This window comes from Curtobacterium sp. NPDC089689, assembly GCF_044749145.1.
GTDB lineage: Bacteria > Actinomycetota > Actinomycetes > Actinomycetales > Microbacteriaceae > Curtobacterium.
In genome coordinates, this window is record NZ_JBIVHJ010000003.1 from 452950 (window position 1) to 469811 (window position 16862).

Annotated in this window: 13 protein-coding genes; 1 reads left to right on the top strand and 12 read right to left on the bottom strand. The window is 72.1% G+C overall.

Annotated features, from left to right (window positions below; translation table 11 throughout):
* Positions 1 to 97 precede the first annotated feature (97 nt).
* From nusA to ACIPYW_RS13790, 9 genes are all read right to left on the bottom strand, one after another.
* Positions 98 to 1093: a transcription termination factor NusA gene (nusA, locus tag ACIPYW_RS13750; protein WP_290131596.1), complete on the bottom strand. Its 996-nt coding sequence runs from the start codon at positions 1091 to 1093 to the stop codon at positions 98 to 100.
* Positions 1094 to 1242: 149 nt separating this feature from the next.
* Entirely contained in the window at positions 1243 to 2997 is a 1755-nt protein-coding gene (locus ACIPYW_RS13755) for a proline--tRNA ligase (RefSeq protein ID WP_290131595.1), read from the bottom strand.
* A gap of 164 nt (positions 2998 to 3161) precedes the next feature.
* A complete protein-coding gene (gene ispG / locus ACIPYW_RS13760; protein WP_400414826.1) occupies positions 3162 to 4295 on the bottom strand; it encodes a flavodoxin-dependent (E)-4-hydroxy-3-methylbut-2-enyl-diphosphate synthase in 1134 nt (377 codons plus the stop codon).
* 123 nt (positions 4296 to 4418) lie between these two features.
* Positions 4419 to 4973 carry a cysteine hydrolase family protein gene (locus ACIPYW_RS13765; RefSeq protein WP_400414433.1) on the bottom strand — a complete coding sequence of 185 codons (555 nt, stop codon included), beginning with the start codon at positions 4971 to 4973 and terminating at the stop codon, positions 4419 to 4421.
* Positions 4970 to 6412 carry a purine-cytosine permease family protein gene (locus tag ACIPYW_RS13770; RefSeq protein WP_400414435.1) on the bottom strand — a complete coding sequence of 481 codons (1443 nt, stop codon included), beginning with the start codon at positions 6410 to 6412 and terminating at the stop codon, positions 4970 to 4972. The genes ACIPYW_RS13765 and ACIPYW_RS13770 overlap by 4 nt, the downstream gene beginning before the upstream one ends.
* A 35-nt stretch (positions 6413 to 6447) precedes the next feature.
* Positions 6448 to 7782 carry a M50 family metallopeptidase gene (locus ACIPYW_RS13775; protein WP_400414438.1) on the bottom strand — a complete coding sequence of 445 codons (1335 nt, stop codon included), beginning with the start codon at positions 7780 to 7782 and terminating at the stop codon, positions 6448 to 6450.
* A gap of 130 nt (positions 7783 to 7912) precedes the next feature.
* The gene (gene dxr / locus ACIPYW_RS13780) at positions 7913 to 9091 is read right to left on the bottom strand and encodes a 1-deoxy-D-xylulose-5-phosphate reductoisomerase (RefSeq protein WP_400414441.1); all 1179 of its coding nucleotides are present in this window, start codon (positions 9089 to 9091) and stop codon (positions 7913 to 7915) included.
* A 10-nt stretch (positions 9092 to 9101) separates the two neighbouring features.
* Positions 9102 to 10079, bottom strand: a complete 978-nt coding sequence (locus ACIPYW_RS13785; protein WP_400414444.1) for an FKBP-type peptidyl-prolyl cis-trans isomerase — start codon at positions 10077 to 10079, stop codon at positions 9102 to 9104.
* 6 nt (positions 10080 to 10085) lie between these two features.
* Positions 10086 to 10583 (bottom strand): OsmC family protein, encoded by a 498-nt coding sequence (locus ACIPYW_RS13790; RefSeq protein ID WP_290131588.1) that lies wholly within the window; start codon positions 10581 to 10583, stop codon positions 10086 to 10088.
* Between the two features lie 62 nt (positions 10584 to 10645).
* Between ACIPYW_RS13790 and ACIPYW_RS13795 the strand changes: the two genes are divergently transcribed.
* Positions 10646 to 11617 (top strand): asparaginase, encoded by a 972-nt coding sequence (locus ACIPYW_RS13795; protein ID WP_400414447.1) that lies wholly within the window; start codon positions 10646 to 10648, stop codon positions 11615 to 11617.
* On the opposite strand, the gene ACIPYW_RS13800 is transcribed toward ACIPYW_RS13795, so the two are convergent.
* The 3 genes from ACIPYW_RS13800 to ACIPYW_RS13810 all read right to left on the bottom strand — a co-directional run bounded on the left by ACIPYW_RS13800 (position 11538) and on the right by ACIPYW_RS13810 (position 16825).
* A complete protein-coding gene (locus tag ACIPYW_RS13800) occupies positions 11538 to 12347 on the bottom strand; it encodes a hypothetical protein (protein ID WP_400414449.1) in 810 nt (269 codons plus the stop codon). The two genes, ACIPYW_RS13795 and ACIPYW_RS13800, sit on opposite strands and share 80 nt — an antisense overlap.
* Before the next feature lie 105 nt (positions 12348 to 12452).
* Positions 12453 to 14420, bottom strand: coding sequence for a zinc-ribbon domain-containing protein (locus ACIPYW_RS13805; protein ID WP_400414451.1), 1968 nt, complete (start codon positions 14418 to 14420; stop codon positions 12453 to 12455).
* Positions 14417 to 16825 (bottom strand): transglutaminaseTgpA domain-containing protein, encoded by a 2409-nt coding sequence (locus tag ACIPYW_RS13810; RefSeq protein ID WP_400414453.1) that lies wholly within the window; start codon positions 16823 to 16825, stop codon positions 14417 to 14419. The genes ACIPYW_RS13805 and ACIPYW_RS13810 overlap by 4 nt, the downstream gene beginning before the upstream one ends.
* Positions 16826 to 16862: the final 37 nt, after the last annotated feature.

Below are 16862 nucleotides of genomic sequence, written 5' to 3' on the forward strand. Positions count from 1 at the left end.
CCGGTGGGCCCACGCCGGCAGCGAAACGCCGCCGACGCGACGCCGTCCGCGAGGCTGCGCCTGCGCGGTCACGCTCCGGTGCGACGGTTCGTCGCGGTCACTCGTCGCCGTCGAGGATCGAATCCGGTTGGATGTCGATCCGCGCACCGGTGAGCTTCGCGGCGAGACGGGCGTTCTGCCCCTCCTTGCCGATCGCGAGCGACAGCTGGTAATCGGGCACGAGCGCACGGACGGCCTTCGTCGAGGCGTCGAGCACGAACGCACTCGTCACCTTCGCCGGCGACAGCGCGCTCGCCACGAACGTCGCGAGGTCGGGCGACCAGTCGACGATGTCGATCTTCTCGGCACCGAGCTCGGTCGTCACCGCACGGACGCGCGCACCGAGTTCGCCGATGCACGCACCCTTCGCGTTGACGCCGGGCTCGTTGGCCTTGACCGCGAGCTTCGTGCGGTGGCCGGCCTCTCGGGCGAGCGAGGTGATCTCGACGACCCCCGACGCGATCTCCGGGACCTCGAGCGCGAACAGCTTCCGGACGAGCCCGGGGTGCGTTCGCGAGACGGTGATCTGCGGGCCCTTCGGACCACGGCCGACGCTCGTCACGTACACGCGGATGCGGCTGCCGTGCTTGTACTCCTCGCCCGGCACCTGCTCCTCGGGCGGCAGGATCGCCTCGACGGTGCCGAGGTCGACGTGCACCATCTTCGGGTTCGGCCCCTGCTGGATGACGCCGGCGACGATGTCGCCCTCCTTGCCGCGGAACTGGCCGAGGATCTTGTCGTCGCCGATGTCGCGGAGGCGCTGGTTGATGACCTGCTTCGCCGCGAAGGCCGCGATGCGTCCGAAGTCGCTGGGCTGGTCGACGGCCTCGCCGACGACGGTGCCCTCCTCATCGCGCTCGGGCACGTAGACGGAGACCTCGCCGCTCTTGCGGTCGAGCTCGACGCGGGACTGCGCGTCGGCCGGCTCGCCGTTCTCGGCGGTGTGCTTGTGGTAGGCCGTCAGGATCGCCTGCTCGATGATCTGGACGAGCTCTTCGAACGGGATCTCCCGCTCGCGCTCCATGAGTCGCAGGACTGCGAGATCGATCTTCACCGAGGTGCCTCCGTATTCAGATGAGTCGCCTCCGCAGTGGAACGTCGCGGAAGTCGGCGACCAGCGTACCCCAGAACGGCCTGGAGGCGCGGTGCCAGCTGGCACCGCGCCTCCAGGCCGTCGTGTCGTCCCGTCGCGGGCGTGACTCGCTAGATCGCGCGGACCGCGTCGAGCAGCTCCGCGACCGGCACGTCGCGGCGCTCACCGGACGCGCGGTCCCAGAGCTCGACGACGCCGTCGGCGGCGTTCCGCCCCGCGACGACGACGATCGGCATGCCGAGGAGTTCCGCATCCCGGAGCTTCACGCCGGGCGACACCTTGGGACGGTCGTCGTAGACGACCTCGAAGCGGTCGCCTTCGAGCGTGTCGACGATCGAGGTCGCGAGGTCGTAGGCGACCGAGTCCTTGCCGGTCGCGACGACGTGTACGTCGAACGGCGCGACGTTCTTCGGCCAGACCAGGCCCTTCTCGTCGTTGTGCGCCTCGGCGAGGATCGCGAGGATCCGCGTCACGCCGATGCCGTACGAGCCCATCGTGACCGTCGCGAGCTTGCCGTTCTCGTCCTGCACCTTGAGGCCGAGCGCCTCGGCGTACTTCCGGCCGAGCTGGAAGACGTGGCCGATCTCCATGCCACGAGCGGTCTCGAGCGGACCGGAGCCGTCCGGGGCCGGGTCGCCGGCGCGGACGTCGGAGACCTCGGCGACGCCGTCCGCCGTGAAGTCACGGCCCATGACGAGCCCGGACACGTGTACGCCGCGCTCGTTCGCCCCCGTGATCCAGGCCGTGCCGTCGACGACGCGGGGGTCCACGAAGTACCGGACGCCGGACGCGCTCTCGGCGCCGAGGACCTGCGGACCGATGTAGCCCTTCACGAAGACGCCGGGGTGCTGCTTGAAGTCGTCGTCGCCGGCGGCCTCGACCTCGGCGGGCGCGAAGGCCACCTCGGCGCGCTTGAGGTCGACCTCGCGGTCACCGGGCAGGCCGACGACGACGACCTCACGGGTGCCGTCGAGGTGCGTCAACGCGAGGACCACGTTCTTGAGCGTGTCAGCGGCGGTCCAGGGGGCGCCGTCGCGCGGGGCGACCTCGTTCGCGTGCGCCACGAGGGTGTCGATCGTGGGGGTGTCCGCCGCGGGGAGCAGTACCGGCTCCGGCTGCCCCTCGATCGGCAGCGACTCGGGCACCGGGGTGACGTAGGCCTCGACGTTCGCCGCGTAGCCGCCGGCGCTGCGCACGAAGGTGTCCTCGCCGACCGCGATCGGGTGCAGGAACTCCTCGGACTTCGAACCGCCCATGGCGCCGGCGTCCGCCTTGACGATCGCGTACTCGAGGCCGAGCCGGGCGAAGATCCGCTCGTAGGCGTCACGCATCGTCTGGTAGCTGCGGTCGAGACCGGCGTCGTCGATGTCGAACGAGTACGCGTCCTTCATCGTGAACTCGCGACCGCGCAGGAGACCGGCACGCGGGCGGGCCTCGTCGCGGTACTTGTCCTGGATCTGGAACAGCGTGACGGGGAGGTCCTTGTACGACGAGTACAGGTCCTTCACGAGCAGGGCGAAGAGCTCCTCGTGCGTCGGCGCGAGGAGGTAGTCGGCGTCCTTGCGGTCCTTGAGGCGGAAGATGCCGTCGCCGTACTCGGTCCAACGGTTCGTCGCCTCGTACGGCTCGCGCGGTGCGAGTGCCGGGAGCAGGACCTCCTGCGCACCCGCCGCGACCATCTCGTCGCGGATGATGCCCTCGATGCGGGCACGGACCCGGAGGCCCAGCGGCAGCCAGGCGAAGATGCCCGGGGCCTGGCGACGGACGTACCCGGCGCGGACGAGCAGCTTCGCGCTCGTCACCTCGGCGTCGGAGGGGTCGTCGCGGAGCGTGCGGAGGAAGAGATGGGAGAGCCGTGTGACCACGGGGCAAGCCTAGCGGCGCGGCGCTCACCCAGCGGTCCCGGTGACGGACGGGAGGCTCCCCACCGGTCACGGCCCGGCAGCCGCTGGCGCGTCTGCCGGGAACCGGCCGGCGTGGTCCCAGGTGCCAGCTGGCACCGTGCCTCCCGTCCGTCAAGCGGTGACCGCTACGGCGTCGTGATGACCTGGACGGAACCGGTGGCTGCCGCGGGACCCATCTCGTCGGCGAGGCGGTTCGCCTCCTCGATGAGGGTCTGGACGATCTCGCGCTCGGGCACGGTCTTGATGACCTCGCCCTTGACGAAGATCTGGCCCTTGCCGTTGCCCGACGCGACGCCGAGGTCGGCCTCGCGGGCCTCACCGGGGCCGTTCACGACGCAGCCCATGACGGCGACGCGGAGCGGGACGGTCATGCCCTCGAGCCCCTTCGTGACGTCGTTCGCGAGCTGGTAGACGTCGACCTGCGCGCGGCCGCAGCTCGGGCACGAGACGATCTCGAGCTTGCGCTCACGGAGGTTGAGCGACTGCAGGATCTGCAGGCCGACCTTCACCTCCTGCACGGGCGGCGCGGAGAGCGAGACGCGGATGGTGTCGCCGATGCCCTCGGCCAGCAGGATGCCGAACGCCGTGGCGCTCTTGATGGTGCCCTGGAACTCCGGGCCGGCCTCGGTCACGCCGAGGTGCAGCGGCCAGTCGCCCGCCGCGGCGAGCTGCCGGTACGCCTTGACCATGACGATCGGGTCGTTGTGCTTGACCGAGATCTTGAAGTCGTGGAAGTCGTGCTCCTCGAAGAGGCTCGCTTCCCACACGGCCGACTCGACGAGCGCCTCGGGGGTGGCCTTGCCGTACTTCTGCAGCAGGCTCGGCTCGAGCGACCCCGCGTTCACGCCGATGCGGAGCGAGACGCCGGCGTCCTTCGCGGCCTTCGCGATCGCGCCGACCTGGTCGTCGAACTTCCGGATGTTGCCCGGGTTCACGCGGACCGCGGCGCACCCGGCGTCGATGGCCTGGAAGACGTACTTCGGCTGGAAGTGGATGTCGGCGATGACCGGGATCTGCGACTTCTTCGCGATGATCGGCAGCGCGTCGGCGTCGTCCTGGCTCGGGACGGCGACGCGCACGATGTCACAGCCGGACGCGGTGAGCTCGGCGATCTGCTGCAGCGTCGCGTTGATGTTCGTCGTGGGCGTCGTCGTCATCGACTGCACGGAGACCGGTGCGTCACCGCCCACGAGGACCTTGCCGACCCGGATCTGCCGCGACCTGCGACGCGGGCTCAGGGTTTCGGGGACTTTCGGCAGACCGAGGTTCACTGCTGGCACGGTCGTCACTCTACGCGGTCGCGGTGACGCGACCGCCGCCGTCTCACAGGCGGGACGCGGGCGGCGTCAGCTGCGCGCAGACGCCCGTCGCGTCGGCCGCGCTCAGAGGTCGTTCGCGGAGTCGACCACCGTGATGAGCGGCGCGTACAGCCGCATCGCCGCGAGGGCACGCTCGTGGTCCTCGTCGCTCGCGCCCGCGCAGGCGTCCGCGACGACCGTGACGGTCGCGCCGGCGTCCGCCGCCGCGAGCGCGGTCGACAGGACGCAGCAGTCGGTGGACACGCCGGTCAGCACCAGGTGCGGATGGTCGCCGACGACGGCCTGGAGGCCCGTCCCCCACTTGCCGAAGGTCGGTTCCGTCACGACGGGGTCGCCGCGGTCGGCAGCTGCGGTCGCGAAGGGCTCGGTCAGCGCGTACAGCGGGTCTGCGTCGGGCACGAGGGCGAACGGCCAGTCACCGTAGTACGGCACCCACGCACCCTCGGGCCGCTCGGGCGCGACGAACCGGGTGAAGACGGTCCGACCGGTGAACCGGGGCAGCAGGTGCTCGATCGCCATCCCGGCGTGGGCGTACCGCGGTGCGGCCCAGGGGCTCTCTCCCGTGAACACCTCCTGCATGTCGACGACGACGAGCCAGGCGTCGTCGGCCACCGTCATGCGCGGCCCTCCTGGCGGCGCACGGCCCCGGCCGAGAACAGGAGCGTGCCGAGGAAGCCGACGAGCAGCGACACGAGGACGCCGAGGTTCGCGTAGGCCCACGCGCCCTCACGGCCGCCGAGCCCGAACGGTCCGAGCAGGTAGCCCTGCCAGGCGAGCCACGCTGGCCCGGACAGGGTGACGAGGCCCCAACCGAGTGCGGTCCCGACGGCGATGAGGGCGACCGCGCTCCACCGCACGGCGCCGTAGCGACCGCGTCGGTCCTCGAGCTCGGCTTCGGCGTAGTCACGGCGGCGCAGGAGGACGTCGGCGACGAAGACGCCGGCCCAGGCCGCGATCGGGACGCCGAGCGTGATCAGGAACGATTGGAACGGCTGGAGGAAGGTCCCGGCGAAGAACACGACGTACACGGCTCCGATGACCATCACCACACCGTCCACCCCGGCCGCGACCGGCCGCGGGATGCGCACGCCCGCGCTGAGCAGCGCGAGCCCGGACGAGTAGATGTCGAGCACCGCACCACCCACGATGCCGAGGATCGCGACGATCGCGAACGGGATGAGGAACCAGACGGGCAGGATCGTCGTGAGCGCGCCGATCGGATCGTTCTGGATCGCGGTGTTCAGCTCCTTCGACGACCCGGCGAGCAGGACGCCGAAGACGACCAGGAGCGCCGGTGCGAGGGCCCCGCCGAACGTGGTCCATCCGACCACCCCCCGAGTGGAGGCCGTCCGCGGGAGGTACCGCGAGTAGTCGGCGGCTGCGTTGACCCAACCGAGGCCGAACCCGGTCATCACGAGCACGAGGGCCCCGATGACCTGCTGGACGCTGCCCGCCGGCAGCGCGGCGATCGCGGCGAAGTCGATCGAGGGAACCGCGAGGACCACGTAGACAACCGTGAGCACGGCGGTGATCACGGTGATGCACGTCTGCAGGCGCATGATGACGTCGAAGCCGGCGATCCCGGCCCCGACGATGAGCGCGGCGACGACGATGAGGGCGACGACCTTCGTCAGCACGCCGCCGTCCCACCCGAGCTCGCGGAACACCGTCGACGTGGCGAGCACGGCCAGGGCTGCCAGCGCGGTCTCCCACCCGACCGTGAGCACCCAGCTCAGGAACGACGGCAGCCGGTTGCCGCGGACACCGAACGCCGCACGGCTGAGCACCATCGTCGGGGCGGACCCACGCTTGCCCGCGATGGCGACGACGCCGCACAGCAGGAACGAGAACGCGACGCCGACGACCGTGATGATCGTCGCCTGCCAGAACGAGATGCCGAACCCGAGCACGAACGAGCCGTAGCTCAGTCCGAGCACCGAGATGTTCGCGGCGAACCACGGCCAGAACAGCCCGCGGGGCGTGCCCTTCCGGTCGGCCTCGGCGATGACGTCGGTCCCCTGGCGCTCGACCGTGCGGACTTCCGGAGCAGTGCTCATGGGTGGAAGCGTAGTGCGCGGCCGCGGCGCCGTCGCTACCCGAAGAGGTTCACTGGGCGCACGATGTCGGCGTAGATGAGCAGGGCACTCATCCCGGCGAGGAGCACCACGACCACCATCGTGAGCGGCATCGTCTTCGCGAGGTCGATCGGCCCCGGATCCGCCTTGCCGACGAGCTTGAACGACCGGCGCTTCACGGCCTCCCACAACGCGCCCGCGATGTGCCCGCCGTCGAGCGGCAGGAGCGGCACCATGTTGAGGACGAACAGGCCGATGTTCAGCGACGCGAGCAGGCCGAGGATCGTGTACGCCTTGTCGACGACCGGCACACCGGACATCGACGACACCTCGCCGATCGCGCGGCCGACGCCGACGACCGACACCGGGCTGTCCTGCGACCGGGCCTGCGAGCCGAACGCCGCGTTCCACACCGCGACCAAACGCTGCGGCAGGTCGATGATGAGGTGCGCGGACGCGGAGATCTGCGCGCCCGTCGCCGGGAGGACCGCGGCGGGCGACTGCCGGACGAGCGACTGGCCGATGCTGACGCCGACGACACCGACCTGCTGCGTCTTCGTCGTGCCGTCCTCGTTCTTGGCGACGGTGCCGTCGGACAGGTAGACGTCGCGCGTGGCGCGGACGGGCGTGATCTCGAGGGTCTTCCGCTCGCCGTCCCGCTCGACCACGACCGTGAGCTCCTTGCCGGCGCTCTTCTGGAACGCCGACGACACCTCGGCGATGGTCGGGTCGGGCTTCCCGTCGACCGAGAGCACGACGTCACCGGACTCGATGCCCGCCTGCTTCGCCGGGGACACCGCGTCGCCCGAGGTGCACGTCGTCGTCTGGCTGTTCGGCAGCACGCATCCGACGCTCGACGTGAACGTCGTTGTCGGCGCCCCGAAGCCGCAGAGCAGCACGCCGAAGAGCACGATCCCGATGACCAGGTTCATCGCTGGGCCGGCGACCATGACGATGATCCGCTTCCACGGGGTCAGGCGGTAGAACGCCCGCGAGTCGTCCCCGCCGGACTCCGCGATCTGTTCGGCACTGGCCTGCCGGGCGTCCTGCACGAACGCCCCGTACATGCCCGTGTTCGTGATCGCGTTCGGCCTCCCGGACGCCCGCGGCTTGAGCATGCCGACCATCGAGATGTAGCCGCCGAGCAGGATCGGGCGGATGCCGTACTCGGTCTCGCCCCGCTTGAACGACCAGATCGCCTTGCCGAAGCCGAGCGAGTACTGCGTCACCTTCACGTTGAAGAGCTTCGCGAAGGAGAGGTGCCCGAGCTCGTGGAGTCCGATCGAGACCAGCAGGCCGACGATGAAGACGACCACGCCGAGGACGAAGAGCAGGACGGATTCGACGGTCACCGGGAAAGGGTACGGGACGCTTCCCAAGACGGAGCCGAGCGCTCTCTGAGAGGCTCACCGTGCCTCCAGGCAGGGTCGGTCACCTCCGGTGCTGCCCCGCCGACGTCGCAGCCGGGAGGCACGGTGCGGGTCAGCGCGTCAGCGCGCGGTCCGCTGCGGCGCGCGCCCAGCGCTCCGCTGCCAGCACGCCCTCGAGGGAGGACTCCCCCATTGCGTGCTCGTCGACGATCCGCTCGACGGTGTCGACGATGTCGAGGAAGCCGATCGCACCCGCGTGGAAGGCTGCGACGGCCTGCTCGTTCGCGGCGTTGAACACCGCCGGGAAGGTGCCGCCGGCCTCGCCGACGCGCTTCGCGAGCGCCACCGCGCCGAACGCGTCCGCGTCGAGGGGCTCGAACGTCCACGTGCTCGCGGTGGTCCAGTCGAGCGGCACGCCGACGCCGGGCACCCGGTCCGGCCAGGCCAGACCGAGCGCGATCGGGAGCCGCATGTCGGGCGGGGAGGCCTGCGCGATCGTCGAGCCATCGACGAACTCGACCATCGAGTGCACGATCGACTGGGCGTGCACGGTGACGTCGATGCGGTCGTAGGGGACGTCGAAGAGCAGGTGGGCCTCGATGACCTCGAGACCCTTGTTCACGAGCGTCGCCGAGTTCGTCGTGACGACGAGCCCCATGTCCCACGTCGGGTGGGCGAGCGCCTGCGCGGGCGTGACGTCACGGAGCTCGGCACGCGAGCGTCCCCGGAACGGGCCGCCGCTCGCGGTGAGGACGAGGCGGCGGACCTCGTCGGCGGAGCCGGAGCGCAACGCCTGCGCGATCGCGGAGTGCTCGCTGTCCACCGGGACGATCTGCCCGGGGCGCGCGGCCGCCTGCACGAGCGGACCGCCGACGATGAGGCTCTCCTTGTTGGCGAGGGCGAGCGTCGCGCCGGAATCGAGGGCGGCGAGGGTCGGGCCGAGACCGACCGACCCGGTGATCCCGTTGAGGACCACGTCGGCCTCGACGCTGCGGACGAGGCGCTCGGAGTCCTCGGCGCCGAAGGCGGTGTCGCGGACGCCGTAGCGTTCCGCCTGCTGCGCCACGATGTCGCGGTTGCTGCCCGCGGTGAGGCCGACGACCTCGAAGCGGTCCGGGTTCCGCTCGACGACGTCGAGGGCCTGGGTGCCGATCGATCCGGTGCTGCCGAGGATGATGATCCGGCGCTTGGCGGGATGCTCGGTGGCGGGTTGCTCGGTGGCGGGTTGCTCGGTGGCGGGTTGCTCGGTGGCGGGTTGCTCGGTGGCGGGTTGCTCGGTGGCCGGCTGCATGGCGGTCGACTCAGCCGAGGGCGAGGATGTCCACGACGAACACGAGGGGCGCGTTCGCCGGGATGCCCGACCCCTCGGGCGGGTTCGCACCGTAGGCATCGGCCGCCGTCGTGACGATGAGCACCTGCGAGCCGACCTTCTGGCCGACGAGCCCGGTGACGAAGCCCTTGATGAGCTGGCCCTCGGACACCGTGAACGTGGTCGGCACGCCCTTCGACCACGACGAGTCGAACTCCTTGCCGCCCTGCAGCGTCACGCCCTTGTACTGCACGAGCGCCGTGTCGCCGTCCTTGATGGCCTGGCCGTCGCCCTGCTTGAGGACCTCGACCTCGGTCTTCGACGGAGCCTTCGCACCGGACGGCACCGTGATCTGCGGCTCGCCGTCGGCCTTGTCCTCGACGGTCGGCAGCGCCGGGTCCTGCTGCTGCGGGATGCCGGTGGCCTTCGTCGGGATCTTCGAAAGTGCATCGGCGACGATGACGACGTCACCAGACGTCCCTGCGTTGAACGCGCTCGCCGGTCCGACGGCGATGGTTCTCGATCCCGTTGCCGCACATTCGAGGACGGCGCCAAACCCTGGGCTGCCGACGGCAAAGGTCTGCGCGTTCCCGGAGTCGAACCCTGCACCGCCGATCTTCGTGCCGTCCTTCGCGCTGTAGACGACGACCGCAACCTGGGCGTAGTCGCCCGACTTGAGCGTCGGCCCCGAGCCTTTCACGGCGACCGTCGCCTCAGCCCCTGAGGCGCTGAGCCCCTTGGCGAACGACACCTTCGGAGCCGTGCCACCGCCGACCGCGCCCGAGACCTTCACCGAGTCGGATGCCTTGCCCGGGTCCGGGCAGGACGTGATCGCGGCGGCGCTCGCACTCGCGCTGGACGTTGCGCTCGGCGACGAGGAGGCGCTCCCCGATCCGGAGCCGGAGCAGGCGGCGAGGCCCAGCACGACGGCGGGGACCAGGGCGATCGGGAGCAGGCGGAGACGCTTCACGGGACCTTAGTCTGCCGCACCCGCCGATGAGTCCCCTGCGAGGACCCGGATCTCGGGCTCGTGGTGGACGGGGAACGCAACGGAGCGCGCGATGAAGCACAGGCGGTTGGCCTCGGCGTGGGCTGCTGCGGCGTCCTCGACCCGGTCGGCCTCGCGGATGGTCACGACCGGGTGCAGCGTCGTCTCCGTGAGTTCCCCGGAGCCGTCGCGGTTGAGGTTGAGGCTCGCGGTCGCGCGGTCCTCGTAGGCCACGACCGTGAAGCCCTGCTGCACGGCGACGTGCAGGTAGCTCAGCATGTGGCACTGCGCGAGGGCGGCGACGACGAGTTCCTCGGGGTTCCAGCGGTCGCGGTCGCCGCGGAAGGTGGGGTCGGCGGAGCCGGCGAGGTCGTGCTTGCCCGTGGCGGAGACGACGTGGTCGCGGCCGTAGTCGCGGTAGCCGCTCGTCCCGGAGCCGCGGTCTCCGGTCCAACGGACGGACACGGCGTAGGAGTGGTCGGACACGTGTGGCTCCTCGTGGCGGTGGTGGCTCTGGTGACCCTGGCCGCGCGCTCTAGCATGGCGGCATGACTGAGCGCCATCCTCTCACCGCCGACGGATCCGTCGAACTCGCCGTCCTCGACCGCAACGGCTTCGACGAGAGCCGCCACGTCGGCGCGGGGGTGGTCGTCGCGGCTGACGGCAGCGTCATCGACTCGGTCGGTGACCTCGCTGCCAGCATCTACCCGCGATCGACGATGAAGCCGTTCCAGGCACTCGCGGTCCGACGTGCCGGCGCGTCGTTCTCGGACGAGGAACTCGTGCTCTCCACCGCGAGCCACGCCGGCACCGTCGCGCACCAGGCCGTGGCGCAACACATGCTCGAGTCGTTCGACCACGTCGAAGCGGACCTCGGTTGCCCGCCCGACATGCCCTTCGACCGGGCGACCGCCCGCACGATGGACCAGCCACGACGCCTGGCGATGAACTGCTCGGGCAAGCACGCCGCCATGCTCGCTGCCTGCCGGGTCAACGGCTGGGACGAGCAGACCTACCTCGACGTCGAGCACCCGATGCAGCGCCTGGTCCGCTCCACCGTCGCGGAGTACACCTCGGAGACCGTCGACCTCGTCGGCACCGACGGGTGCGGCGCCCCGGTCTTCCCGCTCACGCTGACCGGCCTCGCCCACGGTTTCGCGGCCGTGGTGGCCCGCGCCGACGACGACTCGGCGGCCCTGACCGATGCGGTGCTGGCACACCCCTGGGCGATCGACGGTGTGGGTCGGGCGAACACGGTGACCATCGAGCAGCTGGGGGTCCTCGCGAAGCTCGGCGCCGAGGGGGTCATGGTGATGGGACTGCCCGGCGGGGCGGCCGTCGCGGTGAAGACCCTCGACGGGGCACAGCGGGCGGGGACGCTCGCCGCGCTCACGCTGCTCGAGCGCAACGGCCTGGTGAGCACCGAGGGTGTCGCCGGCGTCATGGCGGCGACCGGTGAGCAGGTGCTCGGCGGGGATGTGCCGGTGGGGGCGGTCCGCGTCGGAGCCGGCCTGCGCTGAGCTGAGCACGTGGGCGCCGTCGGGTGCGCTCGCGCGTGTCCCGGTCTGCCCTGCTCGGCCCTGCCGGGGGTTCGACGCTCGGCAGGACCGGGAGGATCCGCACCGCGCGGCCGTCGTCCGTCCGCGCGGTGCAGCCCGTGCGCCCCACCGTGACCAGGAGGTCCGCTCGTCGAGGGACGTGGCCGTGCTCGGCGACGAGGACGACCGTTCGCCTCGACCCCGCCCTCGCGTCGGTGCAGACGACCACCGCGGTGCCGTCGCCGGGTGCCGTGAGCCCGTCGGGGAGGGCGTCGCTGTCCCGGACCTCGGCCGCGGCGGCGCGGCACTGCACCGCGATGGCGTCGAACACCGCTCGTGCGAGGGCTCCGCGCCCCACGACGACGACGTGCGGCGCATCGGTCCGGACGGCGCGAGCGTCGCCGAGCGTGTGCCCGACGAGCACCGATCGCTCGTGGTCGACGGCGAGTGCCTCGACCGTGTCCGCTGACGCCCGGACCGCCCCGCGCTCGCCCGGTGTCGATCCGGCGCTGGGCAACGACACAGCAGCCGACCATCCGGTCACCTCCGGCTTCGGCGCTGCCCGGGCCCCGTGGCGGACCAACGCGCGGTCCAGCAACGAGAGGACCAGCCCGGCGCCGATCGCCGCCGCGCGAGCGACCCCGGACGTCGCCGCGAGCACGCCGAGGGCGACCAGCCCGACCGCGCCGACGACGAGCACCGTGCGTGCCACGAGGAGTTCCACTCCCCCATCGCACCAGCACACCGTCCGTGCTCGAACGCACCGCGAACGACCTGTGGAGGCCGGAACGCTCGACCACTCCGGTGCAGGAGAGGCCTACTGGACGAGGAAGAACTGCTCGCCGATGTCGACACGGGCACCGCGTTCCACCCGGTAGCGGCGTCCGGGCTCGCACCGGCGGATCGACCCGTCGATGTGCCGCACGACGGTGCCGTTGCCGGAGAAACGATCGGACACCCAGAGGTCTCCACCGTCGCGACCGAGCTCGAGGTGCGTCTTGGACACCGACTTGCCCGGGTCGTGGACGGTCAGGAGGTCGTCGAACCGCTCACCCGGCTGCGGGCGCGGCAGGCGGCCGAGGAGCCCTGTGCCGTGGACGCCGAAGCGCTCCCCGGTGCTGAAGTGCAGCACGAAGGGCGCATGCGTCGGAGTCTTCGACACGATCCGAGTCTCGTCGACGTCCGGCTCCTCGTCGGGTGCAGTGGCGTCGTGAGCGCTGTCGTCGGGAGCCGTGCCGTCGGGTGGGCCGTCATCGGGTGCGTCACCGTCGTCGAGTTCGGCGCCGGCACTGGACGGGACCACCGGGCGGCCGAGCGGCGTCGTCGGGAGCTGCGTCGGCGTGGGTTCCGGCAGCCCGGGGACGGGCGGGAGCGGCGCGGCGGTGGGGACGGGCGGCAACGGAGCCGAGGTCGGGGTCTGCCCGTCCGTGGCGACCGGTCCTGCCGTCGCCGACACGTCGGGGGTGTCGCCGTCCGGAGTCGGCGCCGCATGGAGGCCGCGGGGTCGGACGGCGGCGCGGAAGAGTTGGTCGTCGTCGTCCGCAGGTGAACCGCCGAGCGATGGCTCAGCGGCGGCGGCCGGGTCGTCAACCACGTCCGCTGGACCGTCCGCTGTGCCGGTCGAGGTGTCCGTTCCGGTCGCGACCTCGTCGTGCTCGGCGACGGTGTCGCCCGCGTCGGCGGGTTCGTCACCGTCTGCGGCCCAGTCCGGGCGAGCGACGGGCAGCGGGACGATCGGGCCCGTGAACGCTGCCGTCACCGCGGGGCGCACGGCACCGCACTCGCCGCAGAAGATGTCGTCGGGCTCGAGCGTGTGGCCGCACACGTGGCAGGTGGCTCCGGCGCTCCCGGGGGTGACGAGCGGCGTCGGCCGCTGGGTGGCGGGTCGTTGCGGGGCGGGCCGTCGGTCGACCAACGGCTCGACGACGGCAGTGTCCCCGGGCTGCGGCGGGGACGCCACGGGCGCGGGACCCTCGGGTTCTCCCTGCTCGGCCCCACTCCCCTCGTCGGAAGGGGTCGCGCGCCGGCCGTCCGCGGCGGCGTCGGAGTGCTCGGACGCATCGTCCGTGCCGACCCCGGGGGCGTGCGCCACGTCGGTCGACGACTCGGTCGGGGTGCTCTGGGCGGCGGAGTTGGACCGTCCGATCCACCACGACGGTGTCGACGGTTGTGCCGGGGCGGCCTCCCGAGCAGCGGGCGGCTGCCACGACGGAGCATCCTGCTGCACCGGCGACTCCCACACGGGTGCGGTCGGCGGGGCCGTCGGCGCCTGGGGTGCGGTGCCGTCCGCGACCGCGCCGCGCCGAGCGCGCTCAGCGACGCGGGTGACCTCGGGATCGTCGTCGGTGGTGCCGGTCGTCGGCCGGGAGGCGAAGGCGTCCGGGTCGAGCGGCGGCTCGTCGATCGACGCGCCGCCGGCGGTCGGCGTCCACGGCGCCGGACCGGAGCCGGCGGCGTCCGGATCGGTCGACACCGAGCGCTGCGCCGGGTCGTCCGGACGGTGGACCGGTGTCGGTGCAGGTGCCTGCTCGTCCGGGCGGTCCGAGCCCGTCAACCACGCGCGGGTCGCCGGGTCGAGGGTCGCCTCGGGCAGCCAGGCGTCCGCAGCAGGGTCCGGGCGACGGCCGTGCACGTCGGGCTGGAGGAGCGGCGGCGGCGGTGCCTGTTCGACCGGTGCGGTGGCTGCCGGGAGTCGGCTCGCCGATGCCGTCACCGCACGTCCGCACTCACCGCAGAAGATCGCTCCGTCCGGGAGCGCCGAGCCGCAGTGTTCGCATCTGATCACGTGGTGCCTCTGTCCTCACTCGGCCGACCACCCTCGCGCTGGCGTCCACGAGGTCCGAACGGCCTCCGGCCATCGTAGTCACGTGACGTCCGACCGCCCTTCGAGCCGACGGCACCGACGATGCCCGTCACCGCGCCCCGACCGGCTGCGGCGACCCGCAGCGACCGGAGGGACACTGCGGACCTGAAGCGCTCCCGCCGGTTCCGTCCCGCGCGGAGGCTCGAGATCGCCTCGTCCGTCGCGGCCCACATCCGGTCGGCGGTCGGCGCGTCGACGTCGCTCGGCCCGAACACCGCGCGGTCCGCGAGTGCGGCGAGTCCGGGTCCGCCCTCCCCCGGCGCTCCCCGGACGCTCTCACGCCTCGTCGCCGACGGTTCGACGTCGTGTCCACGGTCCACCAGGGCATCGCGGTACTCGTCCCACGCGCCGACGACCCGTGCGCGCGGCGACGGAGCACGTCGTCGTCGCCGCCGTCGGAGACGCTTCACCAGGACGATCGCGGCGAAGGGCAGGAGCACGAGCGCGACCACTGCGAGGACACCGAGTGCCCAGGGCAGCACGGCGAGCAGGATCTGCAACCACAGGGGCTGCACCGACGGTGTGTCGCGGTCGCTCTGCGGGGGCGCTTGCTGGTCCTGGTCCTGCTGGTCCGCGGGAGGCGGCGGCACGACCGTCTCCGGGCGTGTGACCGGCTTCGGCGTCTCCTGCTGCGCGTCCGGGATCTCGCGGACCGTCGGGTTCGGGTTGAGCATCACCCACCCCCACTGCGCCGTGTCGACCTCGATCCGAGCCGTCACGTCCGAACCGCGGAACGTCGTCGTCCCACTGGTCGAGGACGACCCGGTACCGGAGTCACCGCCCTCGGTGAAGCCGAGCACCACCCGCGAGGGGAACCCGAGCTCCCGCGCCATGAGTGCGGCGGCGACGGCGTACTGCTCCTGGTCGCCGACCATGAGCGGCGACGTGAGGAGCTCGGTGATCCGGTCGGCGCCGTGACCCGAGCGGCTCGCGCGGTCGTCGCCCACGCCGTGACTCACGTAGCCGGTGCGCTTGAGCTCCTGCAGCATCGCGACGAGCTTCGCGCCGTCCGAGCCCGCTGCGTCCGTGTACGCCTCCGTCGTGTCTCGCACCGCGTCGGGCACGCCCTGGAGCGCCGGGACCTCCGCCGAGCCGGGCCGCGCCGACGAGAGCTGCTCCTCCGTCGGTTGATCGGGCAGCACCGCGGTGAGGTCGTAGGTCGTCCCCTGCGTCACGCCACCCACCACCGCGCCGGTGCCGGTCGAGGCGTTGTAGAAGAAGGACGTGCGGTCCCGGTCGGCCCGCCGCCCCGAGAAGTCGACCTGTTCGAGGTCACCCACCGTCGGGAGCCAGACGCCGCGGTACCCCTCGACGGTCACCCCGACACGGACGGTCGTGCCGCGGACGCCGCGCACGTCGACCGAGGTCGGCACGCGTTCGAAGGTCCCGGAGGCCGAGGCCCCGTCCGATCCGCCGACCCGGTACACGACACCGTCGTAGGTGTCGAGCGTCGCGATGCGGACGAAGCCGTCCTCCGGCAGCCCGGTCACCCGGAGCTGCGCAGCATCGGCCTCGTCGGTCTCCTCGTAGGCTCGGAACCCGCTGAGCGGGCTCACGTAGTCGCGCGGGTCGAACGGCTTCACCACGTCGGTCCGCGCCACCGTGCGACCGACCGAAGGCGGCGCGACGAGGCCCAGACCGGTCGCCACGACGGCGGCAGCCACGATCGTGCCCGTCCCGACGAGCGCCGGACGGAGCACCGACCGGGCGATCGGCACGCGGGCACCGATCGTCGAGGCCACTGCGACGGCCCGACGCACGTGCCGCGCGGTCAGTGCCCACACCAGCGCGATGCCGGCAAGCGCCACCGCGGTCACGACCGAGGTGTCGAGTCGGCTCGGCCCCACCACGATCCCGATGACGAAGAGCACGAGCGGCGCGATCGCGCCGAGTTCCTGCCGGGAGGCACGGGTCGCCACGCTCACGCCGGTCACGGTCACGACGAGGGCCGTGACGAAGTACGGGACGAGCAACGCCTCGTACGAGCCGACCGGCAGGCTGATGGTCACCAGCTGCTTCCAGCCGAGGGCGACGCCGGCGAAGAGGTCGAGCAGCCCCCCACCGGTGGGCAGGACCCCGTTCGCCTCGCCCGGCACCGCGGCGGGAACCCCGGTGAGCGCGAACGCCGCGACCGTCGCGATGCCCACGACCGGGGACGACAGGCGGTACACGGCGCCGAGGAGCGCGACCAGCGTGCCGGCCAGGATCGCCGTGACCGCGGCGACCGCCATCGCGCCGTCGCGGTACACGGGCCACCACGAGACGCTGGCGACGGCGACGAGCAACCAGACCACGAGGGTCCCGCCGACCAACCGCAGCGCGGACACGCGGCGAGCACTGCGCCGGGCATCGCGACGCGCTGAC